This is a genomic window from Shewanella olleyana (genome assembly GCF_023283825.1).
Taxonomy (GTDB): domain Bacteria; phylum Pseudomonadota; class Gammaproteobacteria; order Enterobacterales; family Shewanellaceae; genus Shewanella; species Shewanella olleyana.
In genome coordinates this window covers 45610-66969 of record NZ_JAKILD010000005.1, presented here as the reverse complement: position 1 = coordinate 66969, position 21360 = coordinate 45610, and the positions used below count along the sequence as shown (strand labels likewise).

Genomic DNA, 21360 nt, shown 5'->3' with positions numbered 1-21360 from the left:
GTAATTGGAACTAGCAAGAACACTATTTTATTTCGACCAATATTTCAATCTTACTCACCAGCTGCAAATAATGACATGTAATAACGATCTTTTAGCAGTAATCTCTAGCAATCATTAGTAGCAATGAGCTGTAAGCCACGACAATTCAGCCATCATACTTGAGCCATAAAAAATGCCTTTCATCTGCGACGAAAGGCATTTTAGTTAAGCACTAACATAGTGCAAAAACTTAGGCTTAGATTTGGATTTAGCTTTAAACTCAGTTACTGACCAAAACCTACATCCGTCATGTTGATTTGAGTCACTTCGCCATACTCTTTGGCAATGTCAGCCACTTTGGCCGCGTTACCAATCAGTACAAACTGCAGATGTTCTTGAGGGAAGTAATTGCTAATTAGGCGTTGAGTTTCTTCAAGTGTTAACCCATCAACCTTAGCTTGAAACTCATTAATAAATGAATCATCAAACTTGTAGATATACATGTCTGCCATCAAGTCAGCCAGCTGACCGCCAGTTTCAAACTTAGGTGGGTATTGACCTTTCACATAAGCTTTCGCTGAATCTAAAGTGGTTTGGTCAATTCCTTGTTCCCACAAACGAGCATAGGTTTTTAACGCTAGGTCCATGGCTTCTTTAGTGGTGCTAGTTTTGGTAAAGGTACTGACTTGAAACATACCCGAATCAGAAAACGCACTAAAACCAGAGCGAGCACCATAAGTCAGACCTGCGTTGACACGTAACTCATCATTTAACCATGAGGTAAAACGGCCACCAAGAATGGTATTGACCACAGTAAGCCCCACATAATCTGGGTTATCGCGGCTGATACCTAAACCACCAAAGATAAAGGTGGTTTCAATCGCATCAGGCTTATCCACCAACAGCACTCGGCTAGATAACAAGCTTGGTAAATTTTGACTTAAATCCGGCTGCACCGCTTTTTCAGTGCCTTGCCAATTTCCAAAAGCTTGGGTTAATTTCGCTTTCATTTCAGCAGCGTCGAAGTCACCGACGACATTAATCGCCATATTACTTGGCTGATAATAGCTTTTATGGAATGCACGTAACTGAGCAATATTAATCTCGGCTAACGAAGTGCTATTGCCAGTAGTTGGATTAGCGTAAGGGTGCTGACCAAATACCATCTTAGTGTAGTATCTGCCAATTACAGCCCGAGGGCTTTCTTTCGCTTGTGATAAGCCGACAATTTCACGCTGTCTGAGCTTTTCAAACTCAGCGCTATCAAAGTCAGGCGACATCAATACGTCTTGCATAATAGCTAGAACCGTATCGACATCTTTGCTCATAAAATCAGCGCCAATCAAGGTGCTTTCACGGCCTGAAGCAGTATTGAGGCTAGCGCCTAAAAAGTCGATAGTCTGCTCAATTTCAGCTTTAGTTTTACCACCAGCGCCAAGCATTAAACTCTTGGCAGTCATGTACGACACACCTGAAGTGGTATCGTTAACCGCGCCAGCACGCACAACCGCATTAATATTGATAATCGGCACTTCAGACTGCACCATAAAGTTCACTTTAAGGCCGTTATCTAAAGTCATCGATTCGTACTGCGGCATACTAAAACTGCCAGTATCAACCGTTTTAGCGCTGTCATTGGTACTCACACACCCCGTTAACGCTAACGTGCAAGCTAATGCGATAGCTGAGACTGTGGTGTTATTGCTAAATCTTGAAAGTGAAATCATTGGTCAGCTCCTTCTGTTGCAGCTAACACACCCACTGTGCGATTGGCCTTACGTAAATAGGTTTGCGCCACACGTTGGATATCTTCAACGGTCACTTTGTTATAAGCCTCTGGTGCACTGAATAATTTTTCATAACTGCCGAAATACAGCTCATAACGTCCTAAGGTATTAGCGCGACCGTTAATCGTTTGCATGGTGCGGTAAAAATCCATCAGCTTGATATTTTTCACTTTCTCAAGCTCATTTGGGGTGACGCCTTCCAAGCTAATGCGATTGATTTCAGCAATCATATTGGCTTCAAGCTGCACAGCATCAACACCTGAATTGGCCACACCCATGAAGTAAAATAGGTTCGGGTCAAATGATAATGGTAAATACGACATCACGTTTGACGCCACTTGCTTATCAACCAAACCTTGATAAAGGCGTGAACTATTCCCTTCACTGAAAATGGTGTTTAACAAATCTAACGCGTAATAATCTTCATGCTTAGTTGAAGGGACATGGTAAGCCAGCATCACATTGGGTGTGCTCACTGAGGCTTTTTCAACAAATACCCGGCGCTCACCTTTTTGCAAAGGCTCTACAGTTCGTACAGCTTTTGGTGGCGTTTGTGCTGGGATAACACCAAAATATTGCTTAGCGAGTTTTTTCACTTCAGCCACTTTGACATCACCAGCAATCACTACCACAGCATTATTCGGTGCGTAATAGGTTTTATGATACTGCTGCAAGTCTTCTAAACTCCAAGCGGCAATATCAGATTCATGTCCAATCACAGACCAGCTGTATGGGTGCGCTCTAAATGCCGCGCCTTTCACTTCTTCTTGAATGGTGCGCCAGTTAGAATTTTCAAGACCTGTGGTGCGCTCCGATTGCACTACACCACGCTCGCTTTCAACCATTTCAGGATTAATATCCAAATTAGCGATACGATCAGCTTCTAAATCAAAAATGGTTTCTAGTGCATTCGCAGGGAACCAGTCGGTATACACTGTGATGTCTTCTGTGGTGTAAGCATTATTGGCTCCACCAGCGGCTTCCATCGTACGGTCAAACATTTTAGGGCCGTACTTTTTAGACCCATTGAACATCATGTGCTCAAAAAAGTGCGATATCCCAGTAATACCAGGCACTTCGTTACGAGAACCCACTTTCCAAAATAAATACATGTTAGCGTTAGGGATACTGCTATCTTCTAACACCATAATTTTCATGCCATTGTCTAATGTAAACGTGTTTACATCTTCTTGAGTGGTGGCGTTGGCTGTCACGCTCACCCAAGTTGTCAGTAATACCACTAACGCGGTGATTCTGCGCTTCATGATTGCTTCCTTTTTTATAAATCGTAAATTATGACGATTAGTTAACCTATATTCGGCTTATTTACTCGCGCCTAATGCTGTTAAGGCAAGTTGAGTCATGGTTTGTACGCCAACTTTTAGCGCACTTTCATCCACATAAAATGCCGGTGAATGGTTACTCGCTACTGTGGCAGGATCTTTTCCTTCGGGTGTCACCCCAAGAAAATAAAACAAACCTGGGGTTTCTAGGGCGTAATATGAAAAATCTTCTGCACCAGTTATCAAACCCGGCTCAATTAAATTCTCACCGCCCACCACACCACGAATAACTGGACGCATATCAGCCACTAGTTTCGGGTCATTTACGGTAACAGGGTAACCCGCATCAATCTCAGTAATCGCAGTTGCGCCTAATGTTTTAGCAGAAAGCTCGGCAATTTCAGCCAGCTTAACTTTAATCTCAGCGCGCATATCTTGATCAAAGGTACGGATAGTACCAATCAGCTCTACTTCATCGGGAATGATGTTTGAACGAATACCGCCATTAATGGCGCCAAAGCTCACAACAGCTGGCGCTTTAGTCACATCAACTTGACGGCTAATAATAGTTTGTACGCTATTAATGATTTGTGCCGATGCCACAATAGGGTCGACACCGCCCCAAGGGCGAGAGCCATGAGTTTGGCGGCCTTTAACCGTAATGGTAAATGAATCTTCAGACGCCATCGCAGGGCCAGAACGCAGTCCAATCACGCCAGTCGGCAAACTTGAAGTCACATGCATTCCAAACACTTGATCTGGTTTACGTTTAGCAAATAAACCTTCTTTTAGCATGAGTTCAGCGCCACCTTCTTCGCCAGCTGGTGCTCCCTCTTCTGCAGGCTGGAAGATAAACATCACATCACCTGCAAGGCTATCTTTTGAGTTAACGAGGTTTTCCGCCACTCCCATTAACATGGCCACATGAGTATCATGGCCACAGGCATGCATCACGCCAACGGTTTGGCCACGGTAGGTATCTGTAGCTTTTGATGCAAAAGGTAAATCCACTTCTTCGGTGACTGGCAAGGCATCCATGTCGGCGCGAATACCGATAAGAGGCCCAGGCTTGGCGCCTTTTAATATCGCGACAACGCCAGTATGAGCCACGCCGGTTTGCACCTCTAAGCCTAAAGACTCAAGATGAGCAGCAATAACTTTACTGGTTCTAAATTCTCGATTAGATAATTCAGGGTGTTGATGTAAGTCGCGGCGCCACTCAATCACTTTTTGTTCTACATCCGCAGCAAGCATCGCTGCATCTGGGGTTTTAGCCATTATTGAAGGAGCAAAAGAGCCTGAAAGGGTCGCAAGACACAAGGCCAAAGTCGTGAGGCGCATATTATCATCCATGGTTATTATCGTTTTTGATGCATTTCAATCTACAGGGTCTGGCCGAAGTTGTTAAATAGTTTGTCAAACCAAGCCCTAAGAAATTGTTTCGATTTGTTTACTTAGTGAACTGTTCGCTTTATAAAGAAGCATGAAAATGAATCGAAACCAGCAAATTAAGCTCGAGTGAGTCGAAATTAAGGGCCAAGTGAATGGCAGCTAAAAGTCGAGTAAATAGCAGTTAAGGGTCGCGCCAATGGAAGTTAAGTTTAATCAATTTATCGCTAAAAGCGGCAGTGTCAGCCTTGATATCCCAGATTGGCATATTCAGGATGAGTCATGGGCGGTATTCTGCGCTCATAACGATATTGGCTCTATTATTGGCGATTTACTGTGTGAGCCTGATAACCCAAGTCATCCGGATAGCCCAAGCCATATCGCTGATATCACTTCAGGCAGCCTAGATATATCTTCGCATCGTATTGCTCAGGTGTCGCTGACAGAGCAGCAAAGGTTATTGGCCTTAGAGCTTGAAGATGATGATACTGACTTTGTTAATGTCGTTGATAAAGGCACTACTGTGTTGGCGCTTATTAGCCAACAAATTGGTCCGTGTAGCAAAAACAAAGAGATATTAGTTAACTCGCTACTCACTGAACTGGATTTAACTCATTTAAAAGATCGCGGTTTTCATGAGCTATCCACCGGTGAAACTCGCCGAATTATGTTGGCACGCGCCATTGCGTCACAACCCGACTTTCTTGTACTAGATAATCCCTTTGCAGGTTTAGATGTTGAACATAGACAATCTCTGGCGACTTACCTTGCTCAACTCAGCATTCCTATGATGGTGATATTTTCTCGCGAAGAAGATATGCCGCAATGGATAGAGCAAGTGGCTATTTTCAGTCACGGAAAATTAGACAGTATTATGGATAAAGCCAGCTGGAATAGTCATCCGGTTATTGGCCAAATTAAGTCACAATCGAAAGTACAGAGCGAGTTAATGCTGGCACTGATGCAACGTCACCGTCATCAAAGTCAGTTTGCCGATCCTGTGTTTGAACTTAAAAATGGCAAAGTGGCTTACAGTGATATAACCATTTTTACTGACGTGAATTGGCGCATTGATAATGGCCAGCACTGGCAGGTCAAAGGGCCAAACGGCTGCGGTAAAAGCACCTTGTTAGGCTTGATATTTGGTGATCACCCACAATGCTATAGCAACGATATTCAAATATTTGGTAAACAACGCGGCAGTGGCGAAACCATTTGGGAGATCAAACAACACATAGGTATGGTGTCATCAGCATTACATCTGCAATATCGCGTTAATTGCAGCGCGATTGACGTGATTTTATCTGGGTTTTATGACTCTATCGGTTTATACCTACAAGCCAGTGTAAAACAGCAACAAATAGCGCAAGATTGGCTCACCATTTTGCACATGGAAGCGTTGGCAAATACCCCCATCAAACAACTTGATTATAGTCAGCAACGGTTATTACTAATCGCGAGGGCACTAGTGAAACAACCGACATTGCTGATATTAGATGAGCCCTATCAAGGGTTAGATTACTTAGGGATAAGGTTAGTGAGAAATACCCTTGAGTTGATAGCACGAGAAAACCTTAGCCAGCTATTGTATGTGTCTCATTACCATGAAGACCGTTTAGCTAGCATCAATAATTTTCTCGAGTTTATCTATGATGAAGACACCGATGGCTATAAAGCCCTGTTGAGTTAAGGTTAGGCCTGTTTCACAATGCCGATAAACGGCGAAATTGAATCAGTTAATCTTGCTCTTCAATTTTGCGCTCTTTGGCCGCCGCTTCTTTAGCTTCACGCAGATACTTATCAGCCCGAGACTCACGCTCTTTAAACTGAGCTTGGGACTTCTCTATTTGTTCTTTTTCCCATTCGCCTGACTCTTGGCGTTCCAGAATTTCTTGCTCGCGCGACTGAGTATCACTGGCTGCTTTGCGGGCTTTCTCTAGCTGGCTTTGCTCTGTCTTTTTTGAGTCAATTCGGCCTTGGTCGGCTTGCTGGGATAAGGTCAATCTAGGTTTATCGCTGGCAGTCGCAGGTAAGCACAATGCCAACAGCAACGTGGTAACAAGCACCATAAAGATCTTAAACAACCCTTGTGTATTTACGATTAAATTCGACATACTGTTTAGCTTCCCTGTAATTGAGTCTTACTGTTCCTGTTCATACCGCGCGCGCACCGCTGCTGGCATCGCATCTAGCTTATGTTGCACCATCGCATCAAAAGCTGCAAACATAGGCGCTATATCCAGTGTTGGGCTAATCGCTTGCAGCATATAAGCAGTAGCTTCAAGGGTTGATAAACTGTCACTACGTTTAGCCTTGCGAATACGGTATTGCGACCCCCCTTCAAATTCAATATGCAGTGCTGGCAATGCCATTAACCACGGGTTAAGTTGCAGCATTTTAAATGCTTTACGCCAAGTGCCATCAATCAACAGAATAATACAATCTTCGACAGCACCGGAGTCAGCAGCACTTTGGCTCGTTTCATTTGGGTACACGAGATAAACAGGCTTAGAGGATTGCTGTAAATATGTTTGCAGCTCTGCAAAGTCATCTGCCGTTTCCCCAACCACAACCTGGGTGGCAGGCAAGGTTAAACACAGTAATTTAACTGTATTTTTGGCATGCTCAACTTCTGAAGGATGCTGTAAAACAATCACTTCAGTTTTAATCGACATAGGAGACACACTATCGCAAATACAGGTTGTTGTTGGGTAACCACAAGCTTCACAAATGATTCTGATACTTCACCTCTATTAACGCAGCTTTGAACACTTTAATGAGAACACTATTAACTCATTGCAGATTTACATCTTGAGCCACTATTTTAGCGCTAATTAGCTGTGCTGTACCAGAAACAACAATGCCGCTGAGTGTTAATCAGCGGCATTAGCTTAAATAATATGTTTTCTAATGGATTAATGCTCTGGGTGCACTTGCTCCATATGCAAATGACTAAGGCTTTTTAGTGACATCATTACCAGTAGTAATAAAGACAAACCACCCATTAAAAAGGCAATGGCATAAGGTGCAGTAATATCAGTCATTTGTACTAAACCTGCTAGCACTGATGCACCACTCATTTGAATACAACCTAACATGGCAGCGGCAGTACCTGCGCGTTCACCGAAAGCTGATAATGCCATTGAAGTGGCAGGGCCAAGTAAAATAGCGAAGCCAATACATAACAGCATCATAGGTAACATAAAGCCAAAGCCAGCCGCTAAACCTGATTGCGGTCCAACTAATTGCATTACTACTTCTAAGGCTGCAGCTAAAAACATCATTGCCAGAGCAACAATTACAGCTGGGCGATTTCCAATATGCTTAATTAATACAGGCGCAGCAAAGCAAGCTGCGATATTCACAGCTGCATTCAAACCAAACAAGCCACTAAAGGCAAGTTCACTGATCCCCAAATGGCCAATCAGCCACATAGGTGAGTACGATACATAAGTGATAATCGACGCCATTGCAATCATACAAGTGCTGGCATAAAACAAGAAATGTGCATCACTTAACACAGGCTTATAGCGGGCCCAACGGTAAAGTGCGCCACTGGTATCGGTATTGTCTGGGCGAGTTTCAGGGAACTTCAATAATACGATCGCTAACACGATAATCGCGTAAAGCGCCATAAAGATAAAGGTTGAACGCCAACCAAATTGCAATGCTAATAAGCCACCTAAAGTCGGTGCTAATGCTGGAATCACACAAATGGCGCCATTTAAATAACTGTACATTTTGACGCTTTCTTTACTGCTATAACAATCACGTACGGCGCTGAATACTACAATCGAGGTTGAGCAAGCCGCTAAGCCTTGAAGTACGCGGGCAATTTGCAGCACTTCAAACTCTTGCGCCATAGAACCGAGAAGGCTGCTAATGCCATATAAAACGATACCAAATAGCGCAATAGGACGGCGACCAAAACGGTCAGCTAATGGGCCAATTAAAATCTGCCCGAGTCCCATCGCAAATAAGAATAACACCAGTGTCGACTGCACCTGACTACCACTTACCCCATACTCAATTGCCATAGTTGGCATTGATGGTAAATAAATATCGATGGCCAATGGGCTCAATAGCACCATAAACATCAGCGTGGGCAATAAGTTACGTCTCATTTATTCTAATCTCTTTCTTAAGTTCAAATATTGATTCAGGCGCGCATTCTAGACTACTCATGGTATGAATAGAAATGGTATGATTTCCTAAGTAAATTTCCCCTGAGGAATATCATATGAATATCGATAATCTCGCTAAAATTGACTTAAACCTGTTGGTGATATTACAAGTTCTGCTCGAAGAACAAAGCGTCACCCGCGCTGCGAGTCGATTACATTTGAGTCAGTCAGCTTTAAGCAAAAGCCTTAACCGCTTAAGGCTCACACTGGACGATCCTTTATTTCAGCGCACCGCCCACGGTTTAAAACCAACTGCTCATGCCGTGCAGTTAGGTCATCAACTACCACAAATTTTGCAAACCTTGCATCAACTCACTCAGCCGCCGACCTTTGTACCTGCCAGCAGCCACCAACATTTTTCATTCTCTATGGTTGAGAGTGCCTATGAAACATTACTGCCTTATTTCATCGGCAGAATTTTACACGATGCACCCAACGTAAAACTCGACTCTTACGTCTGGGCAGAGAAATCAATCCAAGACTTACAACTTGGCCAAATAGATTTTGGTATTGCGGGGCGTGATACTCACCCTCAAGCAGATTTGAAAATTGAACAAATCCCAGATGGCATTGAGTACCAAACATTATACAAGGATAAGCAAGTATGCTTAGTACGCAAAGATCATCCAATGTTAGACGTGATCCGCAACAAAAAATGGGACTTAGATAGTTATTTGAGCATGTCTCATGTACAAGTTCGCTGTGAAGGCAACGATTGGTGGGCGTTGGATTATCATTTAGCCGACTTAAACTTACGTCGCCGGATCAGTACCACAGTGCCTGATTTTTATGGTGCAGCCAGTATTTGCGCCCATAGTGATTTGATTTTTACCCTGCCATCGAGCTTTTCTCGTCACGCAGTCAAACTGTACCCCCTTGAAGAAATCCCATTGCCGTTCGATTTTATGCCGATGGCTTATGTGTTGTTATGGCACGAACGTAACAGTCAAGCACCTGGGCATTTGTGGCTAAGAAACATCATTTGTGAAAGTGTCGCCACAGCACTAAAGCAACCCGAACTTGAAGTACTGAAATAATCTTATAAATATGAATATTTGTATTGCTCAAACCACTAATATGAGTAGCACTCATGATCCAACATTAATCAGGATTAACGTGACGATAATAGTGCTTTTATTGCACACTGATGGTGTCATCACTGTAAATAGTGATTTTATGAAAGGCCGAAACTGTATCCATCGCCATTTTGATACACACTCAGCCAGCTTAATTGAGGAACATCAATGAACTTTAATCAGTTTGTAAATCAAGCACAGGTCAAACAACGCGTTGGCACTATGCACCCATTTTTAGCGCTATTGTCGATAATTGCTATCGCATTAACCACGATTGTATTGCTACCATTTTTACTGGTATTCGCTCTAGTGAGCTTTATCGGACTTAACTTACTGGGCCGTAAATACCTAGCACCTAGAATGCAGCCCATTTTCGGAAACCGTTCACAGCAAGACGAAGTCTACCGTGATAATCCTAATGTAGAGCGCGAGCATTCACTGTATAAGTCGGAAATGTTTAAACGTACTAACCCAACATCTGGTGGCCGCACTTTCGAACATCAAGCAGACTAAACATTTATATTGTCAGTGAACCTTGATCCCCCCGAGGTTGATTGACCATGATGTTTATTAAGGCTTATGAGAGTTTATAGCTCAAACTAAAACACCGCCAAATGGCGGTGTTTTTTTATAATTAAACTGGGTATTTATACACTGACGACTCAACTAGAAAATGCAGTTCGCGGTGCTCTTTCACACCTTTCACGAGCAACAGTTATCGCATGTCGCCCCTTGTTGGGAGCAGTTTTTAATGTTGGGAAAGATCCAATTTCTCTAAAATACCTAACACCATTACTTACACATTCATTATAAATTGCTTTCTCTTCTTTTATTTGGTCTTCAGTTTTTTTACAAGCGGTTAGGAGTAATATCACTAATATAAACGTAGTTCCTTTTGCAATCATAATGATTTTTCATTCCGTGATAATTAATATAAAGATAATAAAAACAATGACTAAAAATAATATTTAGAAGTATCTCATAATGTACTATCTATTATGAACGATTACCATTTTGAAACTAAAGTCGTGGCGCTTCGCCCACACCAGACCAAAAGGGAGTGAACGGCAACTCCCTCTTGGATCACCCACCCGCTCCATTGAAGTATTGTTCCCTCAATCTTATAAGTGAATTTCCTAACGCCTCAGATTCGCCATCCATGGCTCAATCTAAGGCTAACTCGGCATCCATGCCGAGCTCACGAAAATTCACTTAACGCTCTCGGACACTTCAAACGGAGAACATTTAGCCTGCAAGTTCATCTCTTATTTCTAGATAAAATTAAGCGATAAGTATTAAGAATTTATCGCTTTTTTGAAATAAGCCTGGGTATTCCTAGATATTGAGATCATGAAGAAAATCGCGTGAGTCTGCCCATATATGGCCAGCTAGCTTTCGAGGGGAAGTATTGTGACTTAATCAATCTGTACACCAATATGGGGTATACTCCCCTTAATATTAATTGGTGTAATATTAAGCCAATATCCCTTGTGCATGAATCAAAGATTTAAGCTCTTCATCACTGGGTTTTAGTGCAATAACATTATCAATTTGAATTTGCAGCGATTGCCAAATCGGCTCGATGATCTCTGCTTGTTCATCGTTTGCATATTGTTTAGCAAGCTTAAGTAATGACGCTGACTCCACCACATCAATGCGTTTAAACACACCGTCTGCCAGCGCGACGCTGAGCTCTATCATTGCCGGTACACTGCGGCCGTAGTTAATCACATCGCGTAAATAACGCTCTGCTAAACACACATCAGCGCCCAAGCCTGAATCATCGTTTAACATATGCTGGGCGCGAGTAAACATGGCATCTAGTTGCCCTTGTTCTGCCGCTTCTGCTAACCAATGCTCGCTGGCATTCGGGTTTGCTTCACAACCTTCGCCATTAAATAACATTAAGGCTAAGTGATACTGTGCATGAGGGTAACCTGCTTGTGCCGCCTTATTAATCCACTCAAACGCTTTATCAAGTTGCTGTTGCTGGTAATACAACACGCCAAGGTTTGACATAGCCTCAGTGTTTTCGGCCATTGCAGCTTGTTCCAGCCAGTCAGCCGCAATAGTTAAATCAGCACTGAAGTTTTCGCTGCCAACCAGATAGAAAAAACCTAACAAGGCTTTAGCTTCTACTACATCCGCTTTTGCCGCGCGTTCAATGGCCAACTCACCTTCAACGACTTTTTTGATACCGTTATAACCATGAAGTAGCGCAACCCCATGTTCAAACAAGGCTTGCTGGTGCTTATCTGATGCCAGCTCAAACCAATTAGCAGCCTGTTTAAAGGTACTTTCTGATTCGGCATGCTCTACTGCTTGCTGATCAAGAGATTGCTCTTGTTCTTGCTGCATCAAGGCTTTGGACTTTAATGACATCCCTACAAGATACTGGGCTTGATGATCATTGTGCATCACCGCTTGATAGCAAAGCTCCCGACCCACGAATGAATCAAACGCTTCAAACTGGAATTCAGGGGCTTTCTTGCGATGCACCTTAGGGTAAAGCATAGTGATCAACGACAAGATATTCTTGATGGTCTTTTCGGCCAGCGAGACTAATTGCTCTTGGGTTAAATGGTATTTTTCAGGGTGGGCACCGCGATTACCGTCACTGCGCAGTCGATGCAATGCGCGGGTAGTAGGCACATCAATATAACGCATTCGATTTAGCTGCTCGATGCGGTCATATAGGTTTGGGCCATTAAACTTAACTGAATTTTTTTCAGCTAATAATGAAGTAACTTGATGGGTAAAGCTGCGGACAAACACCAAAGCTTGGGTGGGAATATCCCTGACATAACTCTTTGCTTTGGTGTAATCATCCACAATTTCAGCTGAGAAGCCGCCAATAAACTCAATATCATTTAACACTGGCGGTTACTCCTCTGCTGTCATTCACTATTCAGTTAGATTTCAGTGGTATCAGATTCACTTTCATCGGTATTACGGTTAACCATATACAATCTAAATAGCGCAACGTTAACGAATAGTCCTAAAAATGCGAACAAGGTATCAATAATAACTTGTAGCGGGAATCCACCGAATTCGGTTAACTGCAAGACGATGCCACCGACCATTGAAAGCGGTAGATATAACATCAAAATCATCATCGTTTTCAATACGATTGGTGACGAAAACTTAAAGCTACTTTTAATGGCTTCTAATGGTGAGACACGCTCAACAATGACCATAAAGTTAACGTAAGCAAGACGTGCGAACAGATAAAAGCTGATACTTAAACCAATAATCCAAAATGGTCCAAATACTGCGAATAACATCACTGGCGCTAAAATCGCTAAACCAGAGAATACCCCTGCAAGTAACAGTGGCGGCACAAAGGTAAAGCTGTTTTTCAGCACTAAACCTGGAGTAACTTCGTGTCCGCGTGAACGAACTTCCAGATATAGCGTTAATGCTGCGATAAGCAACGAGAAGATAAGTAATAGCGCCATCATAGCAGCGCCGTGGATTGCGCCAAATTGTGGCACCTCAACTTCTGCTTGTGTAGCCAGTTCACTACCAAGCCACACTTGGATCATGACCTGAATTAATAGTAGTGGCACTGTAAGTGATGCAAGCTGCGCCACGTGGTTACGGAAGAAATTATATGCTTCAGTCAAAATTGCAGACAATGACATGGGGTTTCCAATAATCTAAATAAGACAAAATATGCTGCTAAGGATACCGAAAAAACGCTGTTTTTGCACAATTGATATCGTTGCAGCGTAAAGTTAGTTAAATCATTTGTCACATTTTTGTGAATAACGTTAAAATGGTCACAGGATCACGAAAACTAACCTTTAATCATTCAACATGAACCACAGGATGGCCACGATGAAATTAAGCCCAGCAGTAAGTCTTTTAATCGCGATGTTTGCAGTTACTTCACCAGCACAAGCGGGTTGGTTAGACAGTGTTTTTGGCACTGAAGAAAAGAAAGTAGAAAAAGTAGAGACTACCGCTGATGCACAATCTGCTGATTTAGTTGGCAATGTGATGTCACAACTTGGACTCAGTAAAGACCAAGCTGAAGGTGGTTTAGGTTCATTGCTAAGCCTTGCCCAGTCTAACTTAGGTGACTCTGATTTCAGCCAGTTATCAAACAGTATTCCAGGTGCTGATGCCCTTTTATCTGCTGTTCCTGCTTTATCTTCAGATGACGGTATGTCAGGACTTTTATCTCAAGCTGGTGATTTAGGTAAATCTTTTGAAGGCGCTGCCATGGTATACGATACATTTGAAAAATTAGGTATCAAAAAAGAATACGTGGCACCAATGGTTGATATCGCTAAATCTTACTTAGAAACTAATGGTACTGAAGGGACAACTGATTTGTTAATGAAAGGTCTTGGCTCACTGCTTTAATCTTGATGTAAATAAAGGATTAATTTTAATTAATGCCGAGCCATTCGCTCGGCATTATTGTCTCTGTTAAGCTTAATCTTATCTTCATTTTCAAAACTCACTATTGCGGCAGCGTTTTGCCGTCGTTTAGGAGGCTATATGATCGCGAAATTAAAACAATTTTTACAGTCGCACGCCCAAGCAACGACTCCAGAAGACCAGGCACAACAACTTAAATTAGCTGCTGTAAGTTTATTGCTTGAAGTCATGTATGCCGATGAAACCTTAGATGAGCAGGAAGTGGCTATGCTACCAAGTATGATAAGTAGCAATTTAGATATTAGCGCTGCTGAAGCCAATGAGCTCATTGGTGAAGCAAAACTTGTGCAAGGCAATGCAACCTCGCTATATGAATTTACCGCTGAAATAAATGCTCAGTGCTCCATTGAGCAAAAGCAAAAACTACTGCTTTGCATGTGGAAACTTGCCTACTCGGACGGCAAATTATGCCGTAATGAAGATCAAATCATTCGCCGCACTGCCGACTTACTTTACTTAAAGCACAGTGAAGTGGTTCAAATGCGTAATATTGCCATGGAGCAACGTTAGTCTAAATTCTGAGTCACTCAATAACGGTTTTAACTGCAGCGCCACTTTAATCGAAAGTAGCGCTGTTTTTATTTGATAAGTGCTTTACCTAAACGACTTGTTTACGTAATTGATGTTGCTTTTGCCAATACATAAATGGCGCTATCAACAAGACTAAAATAAATGAATACAGCATGTTTTCAGCCAGTGCGATACCCACTCCGATACAAAAAAGACAGCCTCCTATAACCAAAGGTAAATATCGCTTACTAAGTAACTTGGCTGCTGACAACATGGTGAGCAAATAGATAATCACGAATACGCCGTTACTCCAGGCAATTAAATCCTCAAGTTTTTGCTCTGTAATAAAAGTGAGCGTAATGACTACGGCCATAGTCACTAAAATGGTCATTAATGCTCGCAATGGCACACCAAATTGATTGAGTTGACTAAAATAACGAGGCAACACACCCTCTTTACTGAAACTCCATAGTAAACGCGCCGCACTAGCGCAATAGACATTCACGGTGGCAATTCCACTGGCGATACCTAAGATACCAATCACCTGCGCGCCCATTCCCTGCCAAACCATATCGCCCAATAGCCCATCAAAGGTATGGATCATAGCAAGACCTGCTTTATCGCTAGGCACCATCAGTAATAACAAAGTACAAATCAGATAAATGATCCCCACCAGCACGGTGCCCATCATCATCGCAGGTAACATGTCTTTTTTAGGGTTTTTAAAGTCATTCGCTAAATGGGTCATGGCTTCAATACCTAGAAAACTCCAAAAACCAATCCCCATTGCTAACATCACTGTAGACATTTCTGGTGTTGCTAAGCTTGCTAAAGTCTCAACTTCACTGACATTAGTACCACTAGCGCCAAATAACACGGCAACCACAGCCACAATGGCTAAGGTCAGCGCAAATTGCAGCTTGGCCGACACTTGAATGCCGCGATAATTTAAAACTAATAGCACCAACACGATAGCCAGTTCTGCAGCAAGCTGCCCCCAACCTGTGATAGAAACCAACGCATCCATGAATTGGAAAGTCATTAAAATCGCCGCTGGTGCACCTATAGGAATAACGAATAAGAAGATTAACCCTATGGTTCGGCCAGCAGTCGTGCCAAAGGCTTTCTCGATAAAATAGGCAGGCCCTGCAGCATGAGGGAAACGACTAGCGAGTAAACCAAATACCACCGCCACAGGCAAAATGGCGACAGTTAAGATTACCCATGCTAATAAAGCGCCACTATTTGCCACTGCAATGGTCATTTGCGGCAAAATAAATACCCCTGTACCCAGCAAAGTGGTGGCCATCAATCCGGCACCTTGCCAGCGCCCTATCGTTCCTGTAATTTGATTCATTGGCTTATTCTATGGTGAAGTTTGAAAGAATTATAAATTTAATTTGCTAAACAAACTGACGTAAACGCCCTACAAGATCACTTATAAAACCGACATTATGACGGAATAGCTAATCTTTACCCACAATATGACGGCCAGTAAACATTAAGCGAGTAATAACATGGACAAATTTGATCAACTCATCATTACGGCATTACGCGCCAATGCCCGCCAAAGCATTTCTCATATTGCAGAATCTGTGAGTTTATCACGTAGTGCGGTCACTGAGAGGATAAAGAAACTTGAACAGTCTGGAGTCATTCGTGGCTATCAGGTGCTATTGAGTGAATCGCAAAAAGAAGGTGTCTCCGCTTACTTTGAAATACAGCACGAACGCGCAAATTGTGCTGATGTTGTTCATGTGTTCCACGGGATACCTGAAGTGATTACTTGTCAGGGGATTACAGGGGAAATGGATTTACTGGTATACGTGAATGCCCGTTCGATGAAAAGGTTACATGAAATTCGTGAATTTATTGATGCGCAAGCTGACATCATTAAAATTAAAACGCACGTAGTAATGAGCGAGTGGATTAACAATCAGGCCAGCAGCCAACCGAATCAGCAGTAAAACTCAGTTAGCTGGTCCAATATGGATTAAACGAGTTGCTTACCAATCTCTAATCCTTTGCCTCTTAAATCACCAAACTTATCAGCGGCGCCCGATATGTCCATTTTGATGATTCCAACATCATTGGCCTGCATCGATAACCAGGTGCCAAACGCATCTGCGACACGTGAGTCATCCCAATTTCGATTAATTAAATGAGATAAATATAATAACGCTGCGGGTTTGGATTGTGGGTTAGCCGCTAACGGATTGCGCTGAAACTGAATGCCTTGAACCAATGAAGGTGCAAAATTCCATGTTTTAGCCAATAAAGCACCCACAGAAGGAGCATCAGTTCCCAGTAACTTCTCTTCTAACTCTTGTTGAACACCGCCAACATCCACTGCAGCCTTTATTTGTTGAGCTAACTCAGGTTCGGCAGTAGCGATAAGTAACTCACCAATTTTATGTAAAATTCCACAGGTAAAGGTTTCATCAGCGGCAATATCGCAGCGCTTAGCTAGCTCTTGTGAGTACAAAGATATTTCGAATGTTTCGCCCCAAAAGCTGGCTAAATCGAATCCTTCTACTTTTGGCACAGCCCCCACAACTGCAGAAGCAATCACTAATGTTTTAAGCGTTTGTTGGCCTAAACGGATCACTGCTTCCTCAATAGAACTCACTTCACGATTACGACCAAAGTGGGCAGAATTGGCCAACCTCAATACTCGAGCACTTATCACCGGATCTTGTGCTAATTTTTCAGATAAGTTTTTAACTGAAGTATTGTCATTATTAACAGCATCGAGTAACTCACTAACGGCTTTGGGGAGACGGGGTAAATCATTTATTTTTTCTAATAACGCAGTAGATTCCATATCCAGCTTCCTTTTTTGAATAGTTTTATCAATCATCCAATTAAAACTAGTTCAAATTTAAAAATTCAGCCAAATAAACTCAGTACTAAAAAACTTTGTTTTTTAGGATATTTTTGTCAAAATCCAACCAAAATCTTAGATATGCCTTCTTGTAAGGGTTACACTCAATCATCTAACTAAATTCTTATTAGGTGATACAATATGCAAACAAAGCCAGCTGCCGACATCAATTTGCTTTGGGGTGCCTTAATCCTTGAAGAGCTTGCACGGCTTGGTGTTAAACACGTTTGCATGGCGCCTGGTTCTCGCTCTACGCCACTCACGCTCGCAGCTGCCGCGCAAGATAAACTTGAACGTCACCTGCATTTTGATGAGCGTGGTTTAGGCTTTATGGCACTTGGGCTTGCCAAAGCCAGTAACAGCCCAGTTGCCATTGTCACTACCTCAGGCACTGCGGTAGCGAATTTATATCCAGCCATTGTTGAAGCATGGCTGACTCAAGTACCGCTAATTGTATTAAGTGGTGATAGACCACCAGAGCTCATTGGCTGCGGAGCTAACCAAGCGATCATCCAACCAGCCATTTTTGCTGATTACGCTAAACAAGTAAATCTGCCGACACCCGATATTGCCATTAGTCCTAATACCTTATTAACCACAATAGATGAAGTCGTCAGCAATCAAACTCAGCCAGTGCACTTTAACTGTATGTACCGTGAGCCATTGTACCCAACGGAATTAGAAACCTTATCCCAGCTAGCAACATCTGCTTTATCAGGTTATGTCACTCCTATTGCTGACTGGCTAGGCCATCAATTCCCATATACCGACTACGGCCAAGTCTCAGCATGTAACTTACCGACTGAAGACACCATGATGCGCTTTGTTCATGGTAAGGGTGTTGTAGTAGTGGGCACATTATCGCCACAGGATAATCCGCAGCAGATCATTGAGCTTGCTCAAAAGCTTGGCTGGCCGATTGTGGTTGATGCTCAATCTCAGCTAAGACAGCATCCCAGTGTGATTGGTCATATAGATCAGCTTTTACTCAACCCCAAAGCGGCTAAATTTGTTGAACAAGCCGATCGCGTTTTAGTGTTTGGTGGCCGATTTATTTCTAAAAGGTTAATCAGCTTTATTGCCCAGCAGCAATGGCACAGTTACTGGCAAGTGCTACCAATACAGCAGCGCCTTGATCCTAATCATCAAGCTAAACGAATTTGGCAAGCCAGTGTGTCGGCTATGTGCAGTGCAAAATGGCCACGTTCATCAGATGCCAATTGGGCCCTGCCATTAATTGAGATGAATCAACAATTAGAAGCTTTGCTGACTCAGCATATTGATCAAAGTAGCTTTGGCGAGCCACAAGTTGTTCGCCAAATAGCCAAAGCCCAAACATCACAGCACCAATGGTTTATCGGCAACAGCTTACCGGTTCGTTTATACGATATGTATTCTCCAATCACTTGCGAATCTCCCCATATTTATACTAATCGCGGCGCATCAGGTATTGATGGATTAATCGCAACGGCAGGCGGTATGGCGCTAGCCACTAAACAGCCAAGCACCCTTCTTATAGGCGATATATCAAGCTTGCACGACCTCAATTCGTTAGCCATCACTAAACAAATTAATAGTCCGTTTGTGATTGTGATTTTGAATAATGATGGTGGCAATATTTTTAACTTGTTACCTGTGCCTAATGAAGCAGTAAGAGACGAATATTACCGCTTAAGTCACGGACTGGAGTTCGGATATGCAGCTGCTATGTTTGGCTTGCCGTATAACCAAGTGGACTGTTTAACGAGCTTTGATGACGCTTATGCCGATGCGATGGCCTTTGCAGGTACTTCAGTGATTGAAGTGAATGTCAGCCCGAATCAAGCAAGCGATCAAATAAAGCTCATTGCACAATGGGTGAAACAACACTAATGCCAACCATTAAACGTTACGGTGACACAGCTTTACCAGCACTGGTTTTATTACATGGTTTTTTAGGTTCTAAAGAAGATTGGCAGGCGAGTTTGCCAATTTTAAGCCAGTATTTTCATTGTATTTGTATTGATTTACCAGGGCATGGCGAGAATGAACAAATATTGCCAAGCCCTGGATTTGAAGCGCTCGCAGAAACCATCACCTCTAAAGTGGCTCACCTAGGTTACCCGCAATTTCATTTGCTGGGCTACTCATTGGGCGGACGCGTAGCACTACACATTGCCAAATTTCATCCTCAAGCGCTTTTAAGCCTGATGCTCGAATCCGCACATTTAGGTTTATGCTCTACCCGAGACAAGCAAGCAAGGCTGAAACACGATCAAAAATGGGCAGATAAACTCGCTAACCAACCTATCAAGTTATTTTTAAACCAATGGTACCAGCAACCGGTATTTGCTGAATTAGACGCAGCTTCTCGCGAACAACTGGTTAATATTCGCAGTAACAATAACCCTCAAGCCTTACTGCATTGTTTTCAGAGTACGTCGCTTGGTCTACAAGATAATGGCCAAAAAGTACTGAAACAATTACACTGCCCGACATACCTGTTGGTGGGTGAACAAGACAGTAAGTTTTCTAAGTTGGCTGAAAAATGGCAACAGAAGCTCGATTTATCTGTTATCACTATTCCAAATAGTGGCCATAATACCCATAAAGCCCAACCACAGATGTTCGCAGCGAGGGTAATACAGCTGCTTTATCCATAACTGCTAGCCAAGCGTTAAGCAGTCGGTACTCGATATAAAAGGACGAACGCTTCATGCACACTGATGACCACTCTTCTGACGAACTTGAATCATATCAGCACTCAAGTTCTGAACAGGCTAAACCTGCCGTCATCAGTGAGCTTACACTGCACCGTTACCAAATCCCATTGTCACCAACCTTGCCTGTGGCAACTCAGCGAATAGATCAACGCTTTGGTCTCATCGTTAGTGCCAAATTAGACGACGGCAGAAGTGAGCGCGTAGAAATCAGTCCACTGTCAGGCCAAGATGTTGAAGGTAAAATCCTGACAGGCTTTAGCAAAGAAACCCTTGAACAGGTTATCACTTCCCTTGAACTTGATTTACCTCAGTTAATCAGCAAACCGTTAACTGAGTTAACCACTTTAGCTGAGAAAATAGACCTACCCTCCGCAGCATTTGGACTCAGCTTATTAGCACTTAAGTTCAATCCTGCGTTCCAATATGCTCATGTGGATCATCGCAAAATTGGTTTATTCTACTACCAAGCTGAAATGACCGATGAAGCCTTAACAGCACGCATCAATGCACTACCACTGCGAACTTATGCGATAAAAGTTAAAGTTGCTCAGGCTGAAATTGAACAAGAAATTCGATTCATTCATCAAATATTAGCCATCAATCCAAAGCTCAAATTACGCCTAGATGCCAATCAAGGTTTTAGTGCTGAGCAAGCGATTGAGTTTTTAGCATGTCTGCCAAAGACGAGCATTGAATACATCGAAGAGCCTTGCAACACCCTCGAGCAAAATTTACATGTTTATCAAGCGCTGAAAATCCCTTTCGCACTCGATGAAACCCTAAACGATGCCCACTACCAATTTACTATGCTTGATGGCTTGGCAGCGTTAATACTCAAGCCAATGATTATCGGTCATACCAACAAACTCAGTCAGCTGATTGAAACAGCTACCGAGAACGGCGTTCGCTGCATATTAAGTTCAAGTTTAGAGGCCAATTTAGGTATTCAAGATTTAGCGACGTTAGCTGCGCTGTTAACCCCTGATGAGATCCCAGGTCTGGATACTTTAGCCAGCTTTGAAAAGCCGTTAATAGACCCGAGCAATCAATTAAATCCGCAGGTCACTCAGTTAATGAGTCGCTATACTTGTGACTCTTAAACACAAGCTTGCTACCG

Annotated in this window: 19 protein-coding genes; 9 read left to right on the top strand and 10 right to left on the bottom strand. The window is 42.8% G+C overall.

Features of this window, described 5'->3' with window-relative positions; all coding sequences use genetic code 11:
- Positions 1-263: 263 nt before the first annotated feature.
- From L2735_RS05110 to L2735_RS05100, 3 genes are read right to left on the bottom strand one after another with little or no spacing between them, the layout of a single operon-like run.
- On the bottom strand, positions 264-1706 hold the full coding sequence (locus L2735_RS05110) for a M16 family metallopeptidase (protein WP_248983686.1): 1443 nt from the start codon (positions 1704-1706) through the stop codon (positions 264-266).
- Positions 1703-3031, bottom strand: coding sequence for a M16 family metallopeptidase (locus L2735_RS05105; RefSeq protein ID WP_248983685.1), 1329 nt, complete (start codon positions 3029-3031; stop codon positions 1703-1705). Before L2735_RS05105 ends, L2735_RS05110 begins: the two co-directional genes overlap by 4 nt.
- Positions 3032-3088: 57 nt before the next feature.
- A complete protein-coding gene (locus tag L2735_RS05100) occupies positions 3089-4327 on the bottom strand; it encodes an amidohydrolase (RefSeq protein ID WP_248983777.1) in 1239 nt (412 codons plus the stop codon).
- 310 nt (positions 4328-4637) lie between these two features.
- On the opposite strand from L2735_RS05100, the gene L2735_RS05095 reads away from it, so the two are divergent.
- Complete coding sequence (locus L2735_RS05095) at positions 4638-6128, top strand: ATP-binding cassette domain-containing protein (RefSeq protein ID WP_248983684.1); 1491 nt, start codon at positions 4638-4640, stop codon at positions 6126-6128.
- Positions 6129-6174: 46 nt separating this feature from the next.
- On the opposite strand, the gene L2735_RS05090 is transcribed toward L2735_RS05095, so the two are convergent.
- From L2735_RS05090 to L2735_RS05080, 3 genes are all read right to left on the bottom strand, one after another.
- Complete coding sequence (locus L2735_RS05090) at positions 6175-6552, bottom strand: hypothetical protein (protein WP_248983683.1); 378 nt, start codon at positions 6550-6552, stop codon at positions 6175-6177.
- 27 nt (positions 6553-6579) lie between these two features.
- The gene (locus L2735_RS05085; RefSeq protein ID WP_346348124.1) at positions 6580-7179 is read right to left on the bottom strand and encodes a tRNA-uridine aminocarboxypropyltransferase; all 600 of its coding nucleotides are present in this window, start codon (positions 7177-7179) and stop codon (positions 6580-6582) included.
- Between the two features lie 174 nt (positions 7180-7353).
- Entirely contained in the window at positions 7354-8562 is a 1209-nt protein-coding gene (locus tag L2735_RS05080; RefSeq protein WP_248983681.1) for a multidrug effflux MFS transporter, read from the bottom strand.
- Between the two features lie 116 nt (positions 8563-8678).
- Here L2735_RS05080 and L2735_RS05075 point away from each other — a divergent pair, with 116 nt between their 5' ends.
- Both L2735_RS05075 and L2735_RS05070 read left to right on the top strand, forming a co-directional pair.
- Positions 8679-9659: a LysR substrate-binding domain-containing protein gene (locus L2735_RS05075; protein WP_248983680.1), complete on the top strand. Its 981-nt coding sequence runs from the start codon at positions 8679-8681 to the stop codon at positions 9657-9659.
- 207 nt (positions 9660-9866) lie between these two features.
- Positions 9867-10211 carry a hypothetical protein gene (locus L2735_RS05070; RefSeq protein ID WP_248983679.1) on the top strand — a complete coding sequence of 115 codons (345 nt, stop codon included), beginning with the start codon at positions 9867-9869 and terminating at the stop codon, positions 10209-10211.
- A gap of 960 nt (positions 10212-11171) precedes the next feature.
- Here L2735_RS05070 and L2735_RS05065 read toward each other — a convergent pair.
- Positions 11172-12575 carry a tetratricopeptide repeat protein gene (locus tag L2735_RS05065; protein ID WP_248983678.1) on the bottom strand — a complete coding sequence of 468 codons (1404 nt, stop codon included), beginning with the start codon at positions 12573-12575 and terminating at the stop codon, positions 11172-11174.
- 35 nt (positions 12576-12610) lie between these two features.
- A complete protein-coding gene (locus tag L2735_RS05060; RefSeq protein ID WP_248983677.1) occupies positions 12611-13342 on the bottom strand; it encodes a hypothetical protein in 732 nt (243 codons plus the stop codon).
- Positions 13343-13538: 196 nt separating this feature from the next.
- Here L2735_RS05060 and L2735_RS05055 point away from each other — a divergent pair, with 196 nt between their 5' ends.
- A complete protein-coding gene (locus tag L2735_RS05055) occupies positions 13539-14069 on the top strand; it encodes a DUF2780 domain-containing protein (protein WP_248983676.1) in 531 nt (176 codons plus the stop codon).
- A gap of 138 nt (positions 14070-14207) precedes the next feature.
- The gene (locus L2735_RS05050) at positions 14208-14657 is read left to right on the top strand and encodes a tellurite resistance TerB family protein (RefSeq protein ID WP_248983675.1); all 450 of its coding nucleotides are present in this window, start codon (positions 14208-14210) and stop codon (positions 14655-14657) included.
- Between the two features lie 88 nt (positions 14658-14745).
- Here L2735_RS05050 and yjeH read toward each other — a convergent pair whose 3' ends face one another.
- Positions 14746-16014, bottom strand: a complete 1269-nt coding sequence (gene yjeH, locus L2735_RS05045; RefSeq protein ID WP_248983674.1) for an L-methionine/branched-chain amino acid transporter — start codon at positions 16012-16014, stop codon at positions 14746-14748.
- 160 nt (positions 16015-16174) lie between these two features.
- Here yjeH and L2735_RS05040 point away from each other — a divergent pair, with 160 nt between their 5' ends.
- Positions 16175-16624 (top strand): Lrp/AsnC family transcriptional regulator, encoded by a 450-nt coding sequence (locus L2735_RS05040; protein WP_248983673.1) that lies wholly within the window; start codon positions 16175-16177, stop codon positions 16622-16624.
- Positions 16625-16650: 26 nt separating this feature from the next.
- On the opposite strand, the gene L2735_RS05035 is transcribed toward L2735_RS05040, so the two are convergent.
- A complete protein-coding gene (locus L2735_RS05035) occupies positions 16651-17481 on the bottom strand; it encodes an HDOD domain-containing protein (RefSeq protein WP_248983672.1) in 831 nt (276 codons plus the stop codon).
- Positions 17482-17682: 201 nt separating this feature from the next.
- Between L2735_RS05035 and menD the strand changes: the two genes are divergently transcribed.
- The 3 genes from menD to menC are packed head-to-tail and all read left to right on the top strand — an operon-like array spanning position 17683 to position 21343.
- Positions 17683-19413, top strand: a complete 1731-nt coding sequence (gene menD / locus L2735_RS05030; protein ID WP_248983671.1) for a 2-succinyl-5-enolpyruvyl-6-hydroxy-3-cyclohexene-1-carboxylic-acid synthase — start codon at positions 17683-17685, stop codon at positions 19411-19413.
- Complete coding sequence (gene menH / locus L2735_RS05025; protein ID WP_248983670.1) at positions 19413-20183, top strand: 2-succinyl-6-hydroxy-2,4-cyclohexadiene-1-carboxylate synthase; 771 nt, start codon at positions 19413-19415, stop codon at positions 20181-20183. The genes menD and menH overlap by 1 nt, the downstream gene beginning before the upstream one ends.
- 53 nt (positions 20184-20236) lie before the next feature.
- Complete coding sequence (gene menC / locus L2735_RS05020; protein ID WP_248983669.1) at positions 20237-21343, top strand: o-succinylbenzoate synthase; 1107 nt, start codon at positions 20237-20239, stop codon at positions 21341-21343.
- Positions 21344-21360: the final 17 nt, after the last annotated feature.